This is a genomic window from Streptomyces sp. BK79, from assembly GCF_044142145.1.
Lineage (GTDB): Bacteria > Actinomycetota > Actinomycetes > Streptomycetales > Streptomycetaceae > Streptomyces.
Genome location: NZ_JBHVOC010000041.1, coordinates 1 through 17166 on the forward strand (window position 1 = coordinate 1; position 17166 = coordinate 17166).

Annotated in this window: 12 protein-coding genes; 3 read left to right on the forward strand and 9 right to left on the reverse strand. The window is 73.4% G+C overall.

What is annotated here, in order from left to right:
- Nucleotides 1-105 precede the first annotated feature (105 nt).
- The 4 genes from ACFIF2_RS34300 to ACFIF2_RS34315 form a co-directional block, all read right to left on the reverse strand.
- Nucleotides 106-780 (reverse strand): LuxR C-terminal-related transcriptional regulator, encoded by a 675-nt coding sequence (locus ACFIF2_RS34300; protein ID WP_395577198.1) that lies wholly within the window; start codon nt 778-780, stop codon nt 106-108.
- Nucleotides 781-1042: 262 nt separating this feature from the next.
- Nucleotides 1043-2947 carry a PQQ-binding-like beta-propeller repeat protein gene (locus ACFIF2_RS34305; protein WP_395577199.1) on the reverse strand — a complete coding sequence of 635 codons (1905 nt, stop codon included), beginning with the start codon at nt 2945-2947 and terminating at the stop codon, nt 1043-1045.
- A gap of 66 nt (nt 2948-3013) precedes the next feature.
- Nucleotides 3014-4822: a PQQ-binding-like beta-propeller repeat protein gene (locus ACFIF2_RS34310; protein WP_395577200.1), complete on the reverse strand. Its 1809-nt coding sequence runs from the start codon at nt 4820-4822 to the stop codon at nt 3014-3016.
- A gap of 238 nt (nt 4823-5060) precedes the next feature.
- Nucleotides 5061-6872, reverse strand: coding sequence for an ABC-F family ATP-binding cassette domain-containing protein (locus ACFIF2_RS34315; RefSeq protein ID WP_395577201.1), 1812 nt, complete (start codon nt 6870-6872; stop codon nt 5061-5063).
- Nucleotides 6873-7027: 155 nt separating this feature from the next.
- Here ACFIF2_RS34315 and ACFIF2_RS34320 point away from each other — a divergent pair, with 155 nt between their 5' ends.
- Nucleotides 7028-7618 (forward strand): Uma2 family endonuclease, encoded by a 591-nt coding sequence (locus ACFIF2_RS34320; RefSeq protein ID WP_395577202.1) that lies wholly within the window; start codon nt 7028-7030, stop codon nt 7616-7618.
- A 12-nt stretch (nt 7619-7630) separates the two neighbouring features.
- On the opposite strand, the gene ACFIF2_RS34325 is transcribed toward ACFIF2_RS34320, so the two are convergent.
- The 5 genes from ACFIF2_RS34325 to rsmI form a co-directional block, all read right to left on the reverse strand.
- Nucleotides 7631-8527, reverse strand: coding sequence for a 4-(cytidine 5'-diphospho)-2-C-methyl-D-erythritol kinase (locus ACFIF2_RS34325; RefSeq protein WP_395577203.1), 897 nt, complete (start codon nt 8525-8527; stop codon nt 7631-7633).
- Nucleotides 8528-8534: 7 nt separating this feature from the next.
- The gene (rsmA, locus tag ACFIF2_RS34330) at nt 8535-9395 is read right to left on the reverse strand and encodes a 16S rRNA (adenine(1518)-N(6)/adenine(1519)-N(6))-dimethyltransferase RsmA (protein ID WP_395577204.1); all 861 of its coding nucleotides are present in this window, start codon (nt 9393-9395) and stop codon (nt 8535-8537) included.
- A gap of 758 nt (nt 9396-10153) precedes the next feature.
- Complete coding sequence (locus ACFIF2_RS34335) at nt 10154-11509, reverse strand: ubiquitin-like domain-containing protein (RefSeq protein ID WP_395577205.1); 1356 nt, start codon at nt 11507-11509, stop codon at nt 10154-10156.
- Nucleotides 11510-11641: 132 nt separating this feature from the next.
- A complete protein-coding gene (locus ACFIF2_RS34340) occupies nt 11642-12532 on the reverse strand; it encodes a TatD family hydrolase (RefSeq protein ID WP_395577206.1) in 891 nt (296 codons plus the stop codon).
- Nucleotides 12533-12618: 86 nt separating this feature from the next.
- Nucleotides 12619-13467 carry a 16S rRNA (cytidine(1402)-2'-O)-methyltransferase gene (rsmI, locus tag ACFIF2_RS34345; protein WP_395577207.1) on the reverse strand — a complete coding sequence of 283 codons (849 nt, stop codon included), beginning with the start codon at nt 13465-13467 and terminating at the stop codon, nt 12619-12621.
- Nucleotides 13468-13566: 99 nt separating this feature from the next.
- On the opposite strand from rsmI, the gene ACFIF2_RS34350 reads away from it, so the two are divergent.
- The gene (locus ACFIF2_RS34350) at nt 13567-15309 is read left to right on the forward strand and encodes a dolichyl-phosphate-mannose--protein mannosyltransferase (protein WP_395577208.1); all 1743 of its coding nucleotides are present in this window, start codon (nt 13567-13569) and stop codon (nt 15307-15309) included.
- Nucleotides 15310-15472: 163 nt separating this feature from the next.
- The gene (locus ACFIF2_RS34355; protein ID WP_395577209.1) at nt 15473-17104 is read left to right on the forward strand and encodes a penicillin-binding transpeptidase domain-containing protein; all 1632 of its coding nucleotides are present in this window, start codon (nt 15473-15475) and stop codon (nt 17102-17104) included.
- Nucleotides 17105-17166 lie beyond the last annotated feature (62 nt).

Genomic DNA, 17166 nt, shown 5'->3' on the forward strand with positions numbered 1-17166 from the left:
CGTTCGGTGGCCGGACACCCCCCGGCCCGGCCCCAACCCACCCGACCACGCACCGCGCAACCCGCACCCCCACCCACCCCGCACAGGCCGCCGCAGGCACCCGGCTCAACCGCCGGAGGCAACCGCCCGATCCAGCAACCCCGTCCGCGCCGCCAGCGCCGCCGCCTCCAGCCGCGACCCCACGCCCAGCTTCATCAGCACCCGCTGCACATGCGTCCGGGCCGTGGACGGCGCGATCCCCATCCCCGCCGCGATCAGCCGCGTGTCCTCTCCGTCGGCGACCCGCACCAGCACCTCCACCTCCCTCGGCGTGAGCATCTGCAACAGCCGCTGTCCCTCGTCGTCGGGCTGGGCCGCCGGATTCAGCAGCTCACCGAACGCCCCCTGCAACAACGCCGGCGCCACCGCCGCCTCCCCCGCCCGCGCCTTCATGATCGCCCGCTCGACGCCCTCTATCCGCTCGTCGTGCCGGACGTACCCCGACGCCCCCGCCGCGAACGCCGCCGCGATCCCCCGCGGACTCGGCACCGGCCCCAGCACGAGCACCGCCACCTGCGGCCGCTCCCGCTTGATCCGCACCACCGGATCGAAGATCCCCGGCTCGGCCGGTGCCGCCGTCCCCAGCAGGCACACCTCCGGCGCCCGGCTGATCACCAGCTCCGCCGCCCCCGCGGCCGGCGCCGCCGCGGCCAGCACCCGGTGCCCCCGCAGCTTCAGCGCCGAGGCCAGCGCCTCGGCGAGCAATCGGTGATCGTCGACCACCATGAGCCGTACTCCCATAGAGCAACCCCCCAGTCACCCAGACCCCCGGCACGGCACAGCACGGACGGCAAGGACCCCGGCCCCCCACCCACGGCCCCACCCCGACCCGACCCCGCCCTTCATCCCCCGGAAGCTACACGCTGGCTCGACGTCGCGCTGCCCCTACCGGTGATAACCGCCCCGGATCGCCGAATTCCCCCGCAATACGGCCCGCGGCCCCGCCCCTGAACAGGGACGGGGCCGCGGGGACAGCTCCGGAACACCGGTACCCGACGCGGTGTCAGCCGCCGGCGCCGAACCCGATCGCCAGGTACTCCTTCTCGTCCGCGCTGGTCGGCTCGCTGGCGTACACCTGCGACATGTACAGGCGCCCCTGCGAGTAGAGGATCTCGGAGTACTCCGGAAGCATGCTCGCCTCCACGTCCCGCACCGTCTCCGTCGCCGGGTTCTCCAGCAGCTTCGTCTGCTGGAACGTCCCGCCGTCGATGCTGACGATCTGGCCGCCCTTGTCGTACGGCGGGCGCTTGTACGCGATCACGTTGGCGCCGTCCATGCGCAGCGGGGTGATGGTGTAGCCGTCGCCGGCGTCGGCGCGCTGCCCGGTCTGCTTGCCGGTGGCGAGGTCGAAGGCGACGACCTCGTTGGTCCGGACGTACGACTCGCCGCCGCCCTCGTGCTCCTCGGTCGGGATGTAGAGCCGGCCGTTGCCGACCGCGAGCCCCGAGCAGTGCTCGATCTTGGTGATGGTGTCGCAGCGGGCCGCGAACTGCTCGCCCGGCGCGGAGATGCGGGTGAGCAGCTTGCCGGTCTTGTTGTCGATGGAGAAGAAGTCCGAGATGCCGCTGCCGTCACCGGCGGAGTCGCCGACGTCGGCGGCCACGACCAGCGGGTTCGTCGACACGACACCCGCGTACTCGATGCCCTTGGCCATCTTGTACTCGGAGATCACCTTCCCGCTCTTCGGGTCGATGGTCTGGATGTTGAGCTGCCGGGCGTCGTACGTGCCGCACTTGCGCACCGCGACCAGCTTCTCGCCGCCGCCGTAGCCCGCGTCGTAGCAGGTGTCGGCGGTCTTCGGCGACCACAGGACGTTGCCCTTGGCGATGTCCCAGGCGACGCCGCCGTCGGTGCTGCCGGCCGCGACGGTGTCCCCGCTGATGGTCACGTTGTCGAAGGACATCGGCTGGTCACCGGCGGTCTTCGTCCACACCTTCCTGCCCGCGTCCAGGTCGATGACGGCGACCTGGGTGCAGCCGTGCGAGGGTTCCGCCTTGGTCGGCATGGCGGGCTGGTGGACGACGACCGTCTTGTTGTCGTCGGTGACGTACTTGCTGGCCGTGCACACGGGACCGGGCAGCTTGACCGTCCACTTCTCGCTGCCCTTGGCGGGGTCGTAGCCGACGATCTCGGCGATGCCGCTCTTGGCGTACACGCTGTCGGTGAGCCACGAGCCGTCGACGACGACGCTGTTGTCCTCCTTGCTCACCGGGGGCGCGGGAACCTGGAAGAGCACCTTCGAGGCGGGGTTCGAGGGCACCTTCTCCTCGCCCTTGGAGGAGCCGCCGCCCTCGCCGCCCTTCTCGTCCGTGCCGCCCTTGCCGCCGGTCCCGCCGCTGGTGCCGGCGGTGTCGTCCTTGCCGCCGTCATCGGAGGAACCGGCGTACCAGACACCACCGCCGATGATCAGCGCGATCGCGACGACGGCCGACACGATGATCGCCACCTGCGCGTTGATCTTCCGCCCCCCGCCGGGCCCGCCGGCCTGCGCCTGCATCGGCACGGTCGCCTGCGGATAGCCGTAACCGGGCTGCCCCGGGAGACCGGGCTGCCCCGGCTGGCCGTACGCCGGAGTCGGCTGCCCGTAAGGCCCCGGCTGCTGCGGCTGCGGCGGCTGCCCGTACGGGCCGGGCTGCTGACCGGGGTAGCCGTAACCGGGCTGCGGCTGCGGCGGGGTCTGCGGATACCCGTACCCCGGCGGAGTCTGCGGCGCGCCGGCCGGCGGGACCGGCGGAGCCGCGGGGGCCTGCGGCGGCGTCTGCGGATAGCCGTAGCCCGGCTCGGGCGTCTTGCCGAGGTTCGGCCCGCCCGCCGGCGGGGTGGGCGGCTGCGGCGGCTGGTCCTGCGGCGGACCGAAGCCTCCCCCCTGCGGGGGCTGGTTCGGTGGCTGGGGCGGCGGCTGGGTCATGGCGTGAGTACCTCGAAAGAGCGGGGACGGGGACGGTTCAGGACGCGGACGAACGGAAGAAGAAGGTCACTTGCCGAAGGCGAGCATCAACTTCTCCTTCGTGTCGTCGTTGCCGGTCAGCCGGGTGTTGGAGATGTAGAACCGCCCGTCGACCCAGTCGATGTCCTTGGAGTAGAAGCTGCCCTCGATGTCCGCGACGCCCTGCGGGTTCCGCAGCAGCTCGGACGGCTCGTGGCTGCCGCCGCCGGTCGCGATGGAGACGACCTTGCCGCCCGCGTCGTAGGACGGCTGGACGTACGCGATGAGCCGGTCGCCCTCGACCTTCATCGGCGTCATCGTCTCGTCCGCGGGGGACTTCACCCGCCACTTCTCCTTGCCGGTGGTGAGGTTGATCGCGACGATCTCGTTGGCGCCGGTGGTCGCCTCGGTCGGCAGGTACAGGGTGCCGCCGGCGACGGCGACGCCCGCGCAGCCCTGGAGGTCGCGTTCGAGGATCGCCCAGCCGCACTCGGGGGCGAAGTCCTCGTCGACACCGACCTGCTGGAGGACCTTGCCGCCGGAGGTGAAGGTGGAGATGTTCCAGACCTTCTTGTCCTCGTTGGTGGCGTACATCACGAGGGGGTCGACGGAGTAGGCGCGGGCGACCCGCCAGCCCTTCTCGTACTTGTAGGTCCACAGGACCTTGCCGGTCCTCGGGTCGAGGCCCTGCAGCTCGTCGTGCTCGTTGTTGCCGCCGGCGCCGCAGGAGGCGACCTGGACGAGCTTGGTCGCGCCGCCCGCGAACCCGGCCGGGAAGCAGGCGTCCCCGTACCGCTTCTTGTCGTACAGCTTCTTGCCGCTGGTGACGTCGTAGGCGGTGCCGGACTGGGAGCGGCCGACCATCAGGACCTTGCCGCTGACGGTGAGCTCGACGGAGAGCGTGGAGTCGAACAGCTCGCCGTCCCCGACCTCCTGGGTCCAGCCCTTCGCGCCGGTGGCGAGGTCGATCTCCTGGAGCTTGTTGCACTTGGCGCGGTCGCTGGAGCCGCTCATGTAGGCGACGACGATCTTGTCGTCAGCCGTCTTCTCCGGGGTGACCGCGCAGATCTTCTCCGGGAACGCGATCGGGTCCCAGGACGGCTTGCCGTCCTCCACGCCGTAGGCGAAGACCTGCTTGTACGCCGCCTTCACCGCGGTCTTGTCGGTGATCCACATGCCGGGGGCGTCGGCGCCGGAACCGGGGGCGTCGGGCGCCTCCTTGTACCAGAGCACCTTGGACTCGCCCGCCTGGCGGCCCTCGTTGAGGTCCTCGGGGTCCTCGCCGCCGTCGCCGCTGCCGTCACCGGGGTCGACCGGGGCGGCGCCGGAGCCGGCGGGCTTGGGGTCGTCGCTCTTGCCGGCGACGGGCTTCTTGTCCTTCTCCTCGTCACCGCCGCTCGCGGTGACCGCCCACACGCTGCCGCCGATGACGAGCAGCGCCGCGACCGCGGCGCCGACCACCAGGGCGGGCTTGCCCTTGAAGGGGCTGCGGGGTCCGGAGCCGCCGGGCGGCGGGGTGCCGGGGGCGCCCGGGAACTGCGCCTGCGGGTAGCCGTACCCCGGCTGCCCGGGCTGCTGGCCGTACGGTCCCGGCTGCTGCGGCTGGGCGTACGGGCCGGAGTTGTACGGGCCGGGCTGCCCGTAGGGACCCGGCTGTCCGGGCTGCCCCGGCTGTCCGTACGGTCCCGGCTGTCCGGGCTGTCCCGGCTGCTGCGGGTAGCCGTACCCGGGCTGCGGCGGCGGACCGGACGGCGGGCCCTGCGGGGGCGGCGGGGTCGGCGCCCCGAAGCCTCCCGGTGGTGGATCCTGCGGCGCTCCGAAGCCACCCTGCGGCGGCTGACTGGGCGGTTGGCTCATCAGCGCGTTCCCCCTTATTGCTCACTGATTTCTAGCCACGGCCCGAGGTACGCGCTGGCCTCGGAGTCGTCTGGCGGCAGTGATTCAGACAGTTCTCGGACGGCCTTTCTATCACCCGGGAGGAAGGGCGCACCGGGCCGCGTCCGCCCCTGTTCCCAAGGGAGGACCGGCCCGTGATGGCTCCGTTACGCGCCTTCACGCCCTCTTCACGCCACGCGCGCCCCCCGCGCGCGGTGACTCAGGCGTCCTCGGCCAGTTCCAGCCAGCGCATCTCCAGCTCCTCGCGCTGACCGGCCAGTTCGCGCAGCTCGGCGTCCAGTTCGGCCACCTTCGCGAAGTCCGTGGCGTTCTCGGCGATGCGCGCGTGCAGCTTGCCCTCCTTCTCGGAGACCTTGTCCAGCTGCCGCTCGATCTTCTGGAGTTCCTTCTTGGCGGCACGCACGTCGGCGGCGCTCTTCTCGGACACGTCCGCGGCCGGCTTCACCGCCACCGGGGCGGCGGCCGCGGCCGCCTCCTCCATCCGCTGCCGCCGCTCCAGGTACTCGTCGATGCCGCGCGGCAGCATCCGCAGCGCGCCGTCGCCGAGCAGGGCGAAGACCCGGTCGGTGGTCCGCTCGACGAAGAACCGGTCGTGGGAGATGACGATCATCGAGCCGGGCCAGCCGTCGAGCACGTCCTCGAGCTGGGTGAGGGTCTCGATGTCGAGGTCGTTGGTGGGCTCGTCGAGGAAGAGGACGTTGGGCTCGTCCATCAGCAGCCGCAGCAGCTGGAGCCGCCGCCGCTCACCGCCGGAGAGGTCGCCGACCGGCGTCCACTGCTTCTCCTTGCCGAAGCCGAAGGTCTCGCACAGCTGCCCGGCGGTCATCTCCCGGCCCTTGCCGAGGTCGACGCGCTCGCGGACGCGCTGCACGGCCTCCAGCACCCGCCAGGTGGGGTCGAGTTCGGCGACCTCCTGGGAGAGGTAGGCCAGCTTGACGGTCCGGCCGACGCGCACCTGCCCTCCCGCGGGCTGCCGCTCGCCCTCGCTGCGGGCGGCCTCGGCCATGGCGCGCAGCAGGGAGGTCTTGCCGGCGCCGTTGACGCCGACCAGGCCGATGCGGTCGCCGGGGCCGAGCTGCCAGGTGACGTGCTTGAGCAGCACCTTGGGACCGGCCTGGACGGTGACGTCCTCCAGGTCGAACACGGTCTTGCCGAGCCTGGACGAGGCGAACTTCATCAGCTCGCTGCTGTCCCGGGGCGGCGGCACGTCGGCGATCAGCTCGTTGGCGGCCTCGACGCGGAAGCGCGGCTTGGACGTCCGCGCGGGCGCCCCGCGCCTGAGCCAGGCCAGCTCCTTGCGGACCAGGTTCTGCCGCTTGGTCTCCTCGGTGGCGGCGATGCGCTCGCGCTCGGCGCGGGCGAAGACGTAGTCGGAGTAGCCGCCCTCGTACTCGTACACGTCGCCGCGCTGCACGTCCCACATGCGGGTGCAGACCTGGTCGAGGAACCACCGGTCGTGGGTGACGCAGACGAGCGCGGACCGGCGCTCGCGCAGGTGCCGGGCGAGCCAGGCGATGCCCTCGACGTCGAGGTGGTTGGTGGGCTCGTCGAGGACGATCAGGTCCTGCTCCTCGATGAGCAGCTTGGCCAGCGCGATCCGGCGCCGCTCACCGCCGGAGAGCGGCCCGATGACGGTGTCCAGCCCCTGCGGGAAGCCCGGCATGTCCAGCCCGCCGAACAGCCCGGTCAGTACGTCGCGGACCTTGGCGTTGCCCGCCCACTCGTGGTCGGCCATGTCGCCGATGACCTCGTGGCGGACGGTGGCCTCCGGGTCGAGGGAGTCGTGCTGGGTGAGCACACCGAGCCGCAGCCCGCCGGAGTGGGTGACCCGACCGGTGTCGGGCTCCTCCAGGCGGGCCAGCAGCCGGATCATGGTCGTCTTGCCGTCGCCGTTGCGGCCGACGACACCGATGCGGTCCCCCTCGGAGACGCCGAGGGACACGCCGTCGAGGAGTGCACGGGTGCCGTACACCTTGCTGACGTTCTCGACATTGACCAGGTTGACGGCCATTTCTCTCCTGACTGGGGGACGATCAGCCTTCAAGCGTAGGCCCTCCGGGGGGCGGGGTGACGCGGACGGGGTTGGTCACTCTTTGTGATGACGTGTGTCGTACCCCCCGGTTACCTTGGAGGGCAGGCAGCAGGATCCCGCATATGGGAGGAACCATGACCGCCGAGTTCGTCGAGCAGTCGCGTTGGCCGATGCCGCCGACGGACGGTTACACCGTGGACGACCTGTTCACACTGCCCGATCTCCCGCGACACACCGAGTTGATCGACGGGAGCCTGGTTTTCGTGAGTCCACAGCGCTGGTTCCATTTTGCGGCCATCGACCTGCTGGTGACCGGCCTACGGAGCACGATTCCGTCGCATCTCAAGGTCGCCCGTGAGATGACCGTCGTACTGGACCGGCGCAACGGCCCGGAGCCGGACATCTCCATCGTCAAGGCAGAAGCGAGACGAGGACCTCTCCAGACGCGTTTCGAGGGAGACGAGGTCGTGATGGCAGTCGAGGTGGTCTCGCCGGAGTCCGAGTCACGGGACCGGCACACCAAGCCCCACAAATACGCCACAGCGGGGATTCGCCACTTCTGGCTGGTCGACATGGTCAGCCCGGACAGCCGTCCTGTGATCCAGGTGTACGAGCTCGGACAGACCACGGGCACCTACGCGCTGACCGGCATTCATCACGACCGCATCAAAGTCGACGTCCCCTACCCGATCGACATCGACCTGACCGCCATCGAAGGGTACTGAAGCCGAGCCCTCTCACACCACCGTCGCCCCCGCCGCCGCCCCCACCGCCGTACGCACGTCCCGGCAGGTCCCCGACGCCCGCAGCACCCCCGCGATGTCGGACGCGGACTTCGCGTCGGTGGCGAGGAAGGCCGTCGTCGGCCCCGATCCGGAGACCAGGGCCGCCAGCGCGCCCGCCGCACGACCCGCCGCGAGGGTGTCGGACAGCTCGGGGAAGAGGGAGAGCGCGGCGGGCTGGAGGTCGTTGGTGACGGCGACTGCGAGCGCGGCGGGGTCGCCCTTGGCGAGGGCGTCGAGGACCGGCTGCGCGGCGACCGGCTCGGGGATGTCCAGGCCCTCCCCCAGCCGGTCGAACTCGCGGAAGACGGCCGGCGTGGACAGCCCCCGCGAGGCCAGCGCGAACACCCAGTGGAAGTCGCCGCCGACCTCCAGCTCCGTCAGCCTCTCCCCCCGCCCGGTGCCCAGCGCCGCCCCGCCGACCAGGCTGAACGGCACGTCGCTGCCCAGCTCGGCGCAGATCTCCAGCAGCTCGGCGCGGGAGGCGCCGGTGCCCCACAGGGCGTCGCAGGCGACCAGCGCGCCGGCGCCGTCCGCGCTGCCGCCCGCCATGCCGCCGGCGACGGGGATGTCCTTGGCGATGTGGAGACGGACGTCGGGCTCGCGGCCGTACCGCTCGGCGAGGGCGAGGGCCGCGCGGGCGGCCAGGTTGGTGCGGTCCAGCGGGACCTGGTCGGCGTCCGGGCCCTCGCAGGTGACGCGCAGGCCCTCCGGTGAGGGGGTCGCGGTGATCTCGTCGTACAGGGAGACCGCGAGGAAGACGTTGGCCAGGTCGTGGAAGCCGTCGGGGCGCACGGCGCCGACCGCGAGCTGGACGTTGACCTTGGCGGGGACGCGGACCGTCACGCTCACTTGCTCGTCACTCCTTGTGTTCGGCGATACGCGCGAACTCTTCCACGGTCAGCGCCTCTCCGCGCGCCTGCGGCGACACGCCCGCGGCGACGAGGGCGGCCTCGGCGGCGGCGGCCGAACCGGCCCATCCGGCGAGGGCGGCCCGCAGGGTCTTGCGGCGCTGGGCGAACGCGGCGTCGACGACGGCGAAGACCTCCCGCCGGGACGCGGTGGTCTTCAGCGGCTCGGTCCGCCGGACGAGTGACACGAGCCCGCTGTCGACGTTGGGCGCGGGCCAGAAGACGTTGCGGCCGATGGACCCGGCCCGCTTGACCTCGGCGTACCAGTTGGCCTTGACGGAGGGGACGCCGTACACCTTGTTGCCGGGTCCGGCGGCGAGACGGTCGGCGACCTCGGCCTGGACCATGACGAGGGTCCGCTCGATGGTCGGGAAGGTGTCGAGCATGTGGAGGAGGACGGGCACGGCCACGTTGTACGGGAGGTTCGCGACCAGCGCGGTCGGGGCGGGGCCCGGCAGCCCGGTCACGTGCATCGCGTCGGAGTGCACCAGCGCGAACCGGTCGGCGCGCTCGGGCATGCGGGCGGCGACGGTGGCGGGGAGGGCGGCGGCGAGGACGTCGTCGATCTCGACGGCGGTGACCCGGTCGGCGGCCTCCAGCAGGGCCAGGGTGAGCGAGCCGAGACCCGGCCCCACCTCGACCACCACGTCGTCGGGGCGTACCTCGGCGGTGCGGACGATACGGCGGACCGTGTTCGCGTCGATGACGAAGTTCTGGCCGCGCTGCTTGGTGGGGCGCACGCCGAGCGCTGCCGCGAGTTCACGGACGTCGGCGGGCCCGAGAAGGGCGTCGGGGGTGGGGCTGCTCACCCCGCAAGGGTAGCCGGGGGCGACGGGGTGACGGCCCGGGCGGGCGGGGGCCAAGAGGCCGGGGGCCCGGGGACCCGGGAGTCGGGGAGTCCGGCGGCCCGGCGGCCCGGGGGTCCGGGAGTCCGGCGGCCCGGCGGCCCGGAAGCCCGGGGGCCCGGGAGTCCGGCGGCCCGGAAGCCCGGGGGTCCGGGGGCCCGGGAGTCCGGCGGCCCGGAAGCCCGGGGGTCCGGGAGCCCGGGAGCCCGGAAGCCCGGAAGCCCGGGAGCCCGGGAGCCCGGGAGTCCGGGAGCCCGCAAGCCCCGAAGCCCGGAAGCCGGGCGGCCCGGGCGGGCGGGGGCCAAGAGGCCGGGGGCCCGGGAGTCCGGGAGTCCGGGGGCCCGGGGGTCCGGGAGCCCGCAAGCCCCGAAGCCCGGAAGCCGGGCGGCCCGGGCGGGCGGGGGCCAAGAGGCCGGGGCCCGGGGACCGGGGAGTCCGGGGGCCCGGAAGCCCGGGGGTCCGGGGGCCCGGGAGTCCGGGGGCCCGGGGGTCCGGGAGCCCGCAAGCCCCGAAGCCCGGAAGCCGGGCGGCCCGGGGGCCGGGGACCCCGGGAGGCCCGGGAGGCCCGGGGGCCAAGGGACCGAGGCCAGGGCCCGGGGGGCCTGGGGGCCGGGGACCGGGGGCCAGGGGCCGGGGGCCCGGGGGCCCGGGGGCCGACGCCCCGGAAACCCGGGAGCCGGGGGGCCCGGAGGCCGGGGTCGGGGGATCCGGGCCGTCGCGGGTCAGCCGCGCAGGCGGGCCCCGCAGTGCGGCCAGGGCGCGGCGCCGCTGCGTACGTACAGCTTCTTCGCGCGGGCGGTCTGCTCCGCGGGCGGCGCGTCCTGGGGGCGGCCCTCGCCGCCGAGGTCGTGCCAGGTGCGGGTGTCGAACTGGTAGAGGCCGCCGTACGTCCCCGAGGGGTCGACGGCGTCGGGGCGGCCGCCGGACTCGCACGCGGCCAGCGCCCGCCAGTTCAGGTCGTCGGCGCCCTGTACGGACGCGGGCCGCGGACGGGTGCCGACCCGCACGATCCGCGGGCGGGGCGCGCGGACCAGCTCGGTGTGCAGCAGGCGCGGTTTCTGCCGGACGCCGTTGACGGTGCGCAGGGCGTACGTGGTCCGGCGCAGCCCGGGCTGCCCCGCCTGCTCGACGACCTCGGTGCCGCGGTGCAGGGCGGGGTCGTCGGTGCGGCGCACGGCGAAGGGGACGGGGTCCTCGTGGACCTCCTGGGAGGTGGTGATCCGCAGCACGCCGACGGTCTGGCCGTCGCGGGGGAACCCGGTCGCCGGTACGGAGGTGGTGTCCTGGCCGCGCAGGGTGACGCCGGCCTCCTCGACGGCCTCGCGCACGGTCGCGGCGTTGGTGCGGATGGTGCGGGCCCGGCCGTCCGCCATGACCGTCACCACCCGCTCGGTCCGCACGTTCAGCGCGAGGCCCTCGCGTCCGATGCGCCGGGAGCCCTCGGTGGACAGGTACGCGCCCTCCGTCCGCACGCCCAGCTCCCGCAGCGCCCCCTCCACCGTCCCCGCGGTCGTCCACACCTGGCGCCGGTGACCGTCGAGGGTGAGCAGGACGGGCCGCCCGTAGCGGACGGTGACCTCCTCGCCGCTGGTCAGCGGCGTGCCGGGGGCGGGCACGACCACGTCGTGGGCGCCCACCTGGACGCCCTCCCGCGCGAGCAGTTCGGTCACGTCGTCGGCGAAGGTGTGCAGGGTGCGCGGGGTGCCGTCGACGGTCAGCTCGACCGCCTTGTCCTCGGCCACGAAGGCGGTGGTGCCGCCCGCGAGGAACGCCAGGACCAGCGCGCGCGGCAGCAGCCGGCGCAGGGAGCCGTCGGCACGCGCCGCGCTCCGCTCGCGGCGCCGGCGCGCACCCCGGCCGTCGTCCGCCGCCCGGTGGGCGGGCCGGTAGGTCTCGCCGTACGCGAGGGTCGGCGCGCTGTGCAGGTCGTAAGGCGCCGGCGCCGCGTCGTACGGCTCGTACGGCGCCGGTGCCGGTGCCGGTGCCGGTGCCGCGTCATACGGCCGGTACGGCTCGTACGGCCCGTACGGCTCGTAAGGCGCCGGTGCCTCGCAGGTCTCGAACTGGGTTCCGCTCACGCCGACACGCTCCAGGGGTCCGGATCGGGCCACCAGAACCTAGCGGAGCGCCGGTCACTCTCCAAAGCGACGCGACTACGCAGCGTGGCGCCACGCGTGCCCCGCGGGCGCCGCGACCGGTCGGCGCGCGCCTCAGTAGCCGAAGGCCCGCGCGGTGTTCGCGGCCAGCGCCGCCGCGAGCGTGTCCTCGTCGACGCCCCGCACGGCGGCCATGGCACGCACCGTCACCGGCACCAGGTAGGGCGCGTTGGGGCGGCCCCGGTAGGGCACGGGCGTCAGGAACGGCGCGTCGGTCTCCACCAGGACGCGGTCCAGCGGGGCGACGGCGAGGGCGTCGCGCAGGTTCTGGGCGTTCTTGAAGGTGACGTTGCCGGCGAAGGACAGGTAGTAGCCGGCGCTCGCGCAGACCTCGGCCATCTCGGCGTCGCCGGAGTAGCAGTGGAAGACGGTCCGCTCGGGGGCGCCCTCCTCCTTGAGGACGCGCAGGACGTCGGCGTGGGCGTCGCGGTCGTGGATGACCAGGGCCTTGCCGTGCCGCTTGGCGATCTCGATGTGGGCGCGGAAGGACCGCTCCTGCGCCTCCTTGCCCTCGGGTCCGGTGCGGAAGTAGTCCAGTCCCGTCTCGCCGACGCCCTTGACCTGGGGCAGCGCGGCCAGCCGGTCGATCTCGGCGAGGGCGTCGTCGAGCGCCGCGTCCCCGCCGGCCTGCCGCGCGCCCTGCCGGGACCAACCGTCGGGGTCCCCGTGGACGATGCGCGGCGCCTCGTTGGGGTGCAGGGCGACGGTGGCGTGGACGGCGTCGTACGCCGCCGCCGTCTCGGCCGCCCAGCGGGAGCCGGCGAGGTCGCAGCCGACCTGGACGACGGTCGTGACACCGACCGCCGCGGCCTTGGCGAGGCCCTCCTCCACCGTGCCCGCCTGCATGTCGAGGTGGGTGTGCGAGTCGGCGACCGGCACCCGGAGGGGTTCGGGGAGCGGCGGCGCGTCGTTCTTGTCGGACCGGCCCGAGGCGTTCGAAGGCATGCCGTCGATCCTACGAAAGGTCCGGCCGGTCCCGTCCGGTCCCGTCCGGGCGCCGCACCGCCCCCGGATCCCCGGTCAGGAAACGGTCACGCGCCCGCGTTCTTGGCGGCCACCACCGCGTCGAACACCTCCCGCTTGGGCACGCCGGCCTCCGCGGCCACCGCCGCGATCGCCTCCTTGCGCCGCTCCCCCGCCTCCTCGCGCACCCGCACCCTGCGCACCAGTTCCTCCGCGCCGACCTCCCCGGGCCCCTGCTCGGGCGCGCCCTCGACGACGACGGTGATCTCGCCGCGCACCCCCTCGGCGGCCCACGCGGCCAGCTCGGCCAGAGGGCCCCGCCTGACCTCCTCGTAGGTCTTGGTCAGCTCCCGGCAGACGGCCGCCCGCCGGTCGGCGCCGAAGACCTCGGCCATGGCGGCGAGGGTGTCGTCCACGCGGTGCGGGGACTCGAAGAAGACGAGGGTCCGGCGCTCCCCGGCCACCTCGCGCAGCCGGGTCAGCCGCTCGCCGGCCTTGCGCGGCAGGAAGCCCTCGAAGCAGAACCGGTCGACGGGCAGCCCGGACAGCGCGAGCGCGGTGAGCACGGCGGACGGCCCGGGCACGGCGGTGACCCGCACGCCCCGTTCGACGGCGGCGGCGACCAGCCGGTAGCCGGGGTCGGACACCGACGGCATCCCGGCGTCGGTCACGAGCAGCACCCGCGCGCCGCCCACCAGTTCCTCGACCAGCTCGGGCGTGCGGGCGGACTCGTTGCCCTCGAAGTACGACACGACACGCCCCGACGTCGTGACGCCGAGCGCCTGGGTGAGCCGGCGCAGCCGCCGGGTGTCCTCGGCGGCGACGACGTCCGCGCCGGCCAGTTCCGCGGCGAGCCGGGGCGGGGCGTCCTGGACGTCGCCGATGGGGGTGCCCGCCAGTACAAGGGTTCCAGTCACCTCCCCATCCTCCCAGCAGCGGGCGGACCGGAACGCATCCGGACCACCGGTCGGGGCCATGCGCGGGACGCACACAGCGCGGTTCCCTACGATGGCGCGGTGACCAGTACCGCGTCCTCCACGGACACCCGGCAGGACCAGGCGCCGCACGACCGGCGGACCACCTGGCCGCAGCGGCTGCGCCGCTTCGGCTACACGGCGGGGCCCGCGGCCGACGACGTCCGCGGCCGGCTGGTGCCGCCGTACACGCGCCCCGGTCCCCGCCTGTGGGTCTTCCTCGGCCTGTCGAAGCCGCGCGCCGACCGGCTCGTGCGCTGGTCGGCGTGGGGCGGGCCGCTGCTGGTGGCGCTGCTCGCGGGCGTGCTGCGGTTCTGGAACCTGGGCAGCCCGAAGGCGGTGATATTCGACGAGACGTACTACGCCAAGGACGCCTGGGCGCTGATCCACCGCGGTTTCGAGGTCAACTGGGACAAGAACGCCAACGACCTGGTCCTGAATTCCGGCGGCGACGTCCCGATCCCCACGGACGCGGCGTACGTCGTGCATCCGCCGGTCGGCAAGTACGTCATCGGTCTCGGCGAGCTGCTGTTCGGGTTCGACCCGTTCGGCTGGCGGTTCATGACGGCGCTGCTCGGCACGCTGTCGGTGCTGCTGCTGTGCCGGATCGGGCGGCGGCTGTTCCGGTCCACGTTCCTGGGCTGCCTGGCGGGCGCGCTGATGGCGCTGGACGGGCTGCACTTCGTGATGAGCCGCACCGCGCTGCTGGACGGCGTGCTGATGTTCTTCGTGCTGGCGGCGTTCGGCTGCCTGGTCGCCGACCGCGACTGGGCGCGCGGGAGACTCGCCGCCGCGCTGCCGGTGGACGAGGACGGCCGGGTGCGCCCGGACGCGGACCTCGCGGAGACGTTCCGCTTCGGGTGGCGGCCGTGGCGGCTGGCGGCGGGCCTGATGCTGGGCCTGGCGGCGGCGACCAAGTGGAACGGCCTGTACATCATGGCGGCCTTCTGTGTGATGGCCGTGCTGTGGGACGTCGGCACCCGCCGGGTCGCGGGCGCGCACCGGCCGCATCTGGCGGTGCTGAGGTACGACCTGGGCTGGGCGTTCCTGTCGACGGTGCCGGTGGCGCTGGCCACGTACGTGCTGTCCTGGCTGGGCTGGATCCTCTCCCCCGCCGACGGCAGCGGCGGCTACTACCGGAACTGGGCGGCGACCGACGGCAAGGAGAGTTCCTGGTCGTTCCTGCCGGACTGGCTGCGCAGCCTGTGGCACTACGAGACGCAGGTCCTCGACTTCCACACCCACCTGACCTCGCCGCACACCTACCAGTCGAACCCGTGGAGCTGGATCGTCCTGGGCCGTCCGGTCTCCTACTTCTACGAGTCGCCCGCGGCCGGTACGGACGGCTGCCCGGCCGACGCGGGCGAGAAGTGCGCCCGCGAGGTGCTTGCGCTCGGCACGCCGCTGCTGTGGTGGGTGGGCTGCTTCGCGCTGCTGTACGTCCTGTGGCGCTGGGTCTTCCGCCGGGACTGGCGCGCGGGAGCCATCGCCTGCGGGATCGTGGCCGGCTACCTGCCCTGGTTCTTCTACCAGGAGCGCACGATCTTCCTGTTCTACGCCGTGGTCTTCCTGCCGTTCCTGTGCCTGGCGGTGGCGATGCTGCTGGGGGCGGTCATCGGCCGGCCGGGCTGCGGCGACGCCCGGCGCGTCGCGGGGGCCACGGGCGCGGGCGTCCTGGTGCTGCTCATCGCCTGGAACTTCATCTACTTCTGGCCCCTCTACACCGGCACCGCCATCCCGATGGAGGACTGGCGGTCACGTATGTGGCTGGACACGTGGGTGTGAGCGGGCGCCGGCACACCGGATCTCCATTCGGCCAACATACGGAAACAACCGTCCCGCATGTCACTCCCCGCACCTAGAGTGCTACCCACAACTGCTTCTGAACGCGTTCAAGCCCGCGTGCGGAAGGAGTACGGAACGGGGATCCGACGGGGAGGGACTGCCGATGGGCAGGGGGGTGAAGGTCGCCGTCATAGGCGGCGTGTTCGCCGTGATGGTCGGCGGGGCCGGGTACGGCACCTACAACGTCGTCTCGGCGCTGAACGGCGACGGGGGCTCGGGGCCCGCCGGGGCGTCGGTCAAGAGCGGTCCGCCGAGCGGTGACGAGGTCGAGGAGACGGCGGAGAAGTTTTTCACGGCCTGGGAGAAGGGGGACGCCGCCACGGCGGCCTCGCACACGAACAACGCGGCGGTCGCCGGGACGCTGCTGACCGCCTACGGCGACGAGGCGCACATCACCGGCGTCCGGATCACGCCCGGCGAGGCGACCGGCACCGCCGTGCCGTTCACCGTGAAGGCGAAGGTGTCGTACGAGGGCGCGACCAAGCCGCTGACGTACAAGAGCGAGCTGACGGTGGTGCGCGGGCAGACCACCGGGCGGGCGCTGGTCGACTGGCGGCCGTCCGTCGTCCACCCGGACCTGAAGGACGGCGACACCCTGGTCACCGAGGAGTCGGCGACCCCGCAGATCCAGGCGGTCGGCCGCGACGGCGCCGTGCTCACCAAGGAGAAGTACCCCTCCCTCGGCCCGGTCCTGGCCACGCTCCGGGAGAAGTACGGCGACAAGGCGGGCGGCACCCCGGGGGTCGAGCTGGTGATCCGGCACGGGAGCGACGGCGGGCCGGACACCCCGCTGCTGACCCTGGCCCAGGGCGAGCCGGGCAGGCTGGAGACGACGCTCAGCGCGGGCGTCCAGGCGGCGGCCGAGCGGGCGGTGAAACGGTACGGCGAGTCCTCGGTGGTGGCCGTCGAGCCCAGCACCGGCGAGGTGCTGGCCGTGGCGAACAACCGGGCGGACGGCTTCAACGCGGCCTTCCAGGGACGCGTCGCCCCCGGCTCCACCATGAAGATCATCACCGCGGCCATGCTCATCGACAACGGCGTGACCACGATGAACGGCCCGGCGCCCTGCCCGGACACGGCGACCTGGCAGAGCCAGACCTTCAAGAACCTCACCGGCATGGCGCCCGACGAGGGCGCCACCCTCGCCAACACCTTCATGCGCTCCTGCAACACGGGCTTCATCAAGCTCATCGACGAGGAGCCGCTGACGGACGCCTCGCTGACGGCGGAGGCCGAGGAGCGCTTCGGGCTGGGCCGGGACGACTGGCAGACCGGCATCGTCTCCTTCGACGGCAAGGTCCCCGCGGTGAGCGGCCCGGACCGGGCGGCGGGCGCCATCGGCCAGGGCCAGGTGCAGATGAACCCGCTGAACATGGCGTCCGTGACGGCGACCGCCATCACCGGCGAGTTCCGCCAGCCCTACCTGGTCTCCCCCGACCTGGACGGCCGGCGGCTGGCCACCGCCAAGGGCGTGCCGCAGAGCACCGCCGCCCAGCTCAAGCAGATGATGCGGCTCACCGCCACGCAGGGCACCGGCGCCGCGGCCATGTCCGGACTCGGCGGCGACATCGGCGCCAAGACGGGCTCGGCCGAGGTGGACGGGCAGACCACGTCCAACAGCTGGTTCACCGGGTTCCGGGGTGACGTCGCGGCGGCGGCGATGACCGAGGCGGGCGGCCACGGCGGTGACGCGGCCGGCCCGATCGTGGCGGACGTACTGCGGGCCGGGGGCTGAACCCGGCCCGGCGGGCGGGCCGGTGGGAGGTGACGTCCCGTCCGCCGCACGGCGGACGGGAG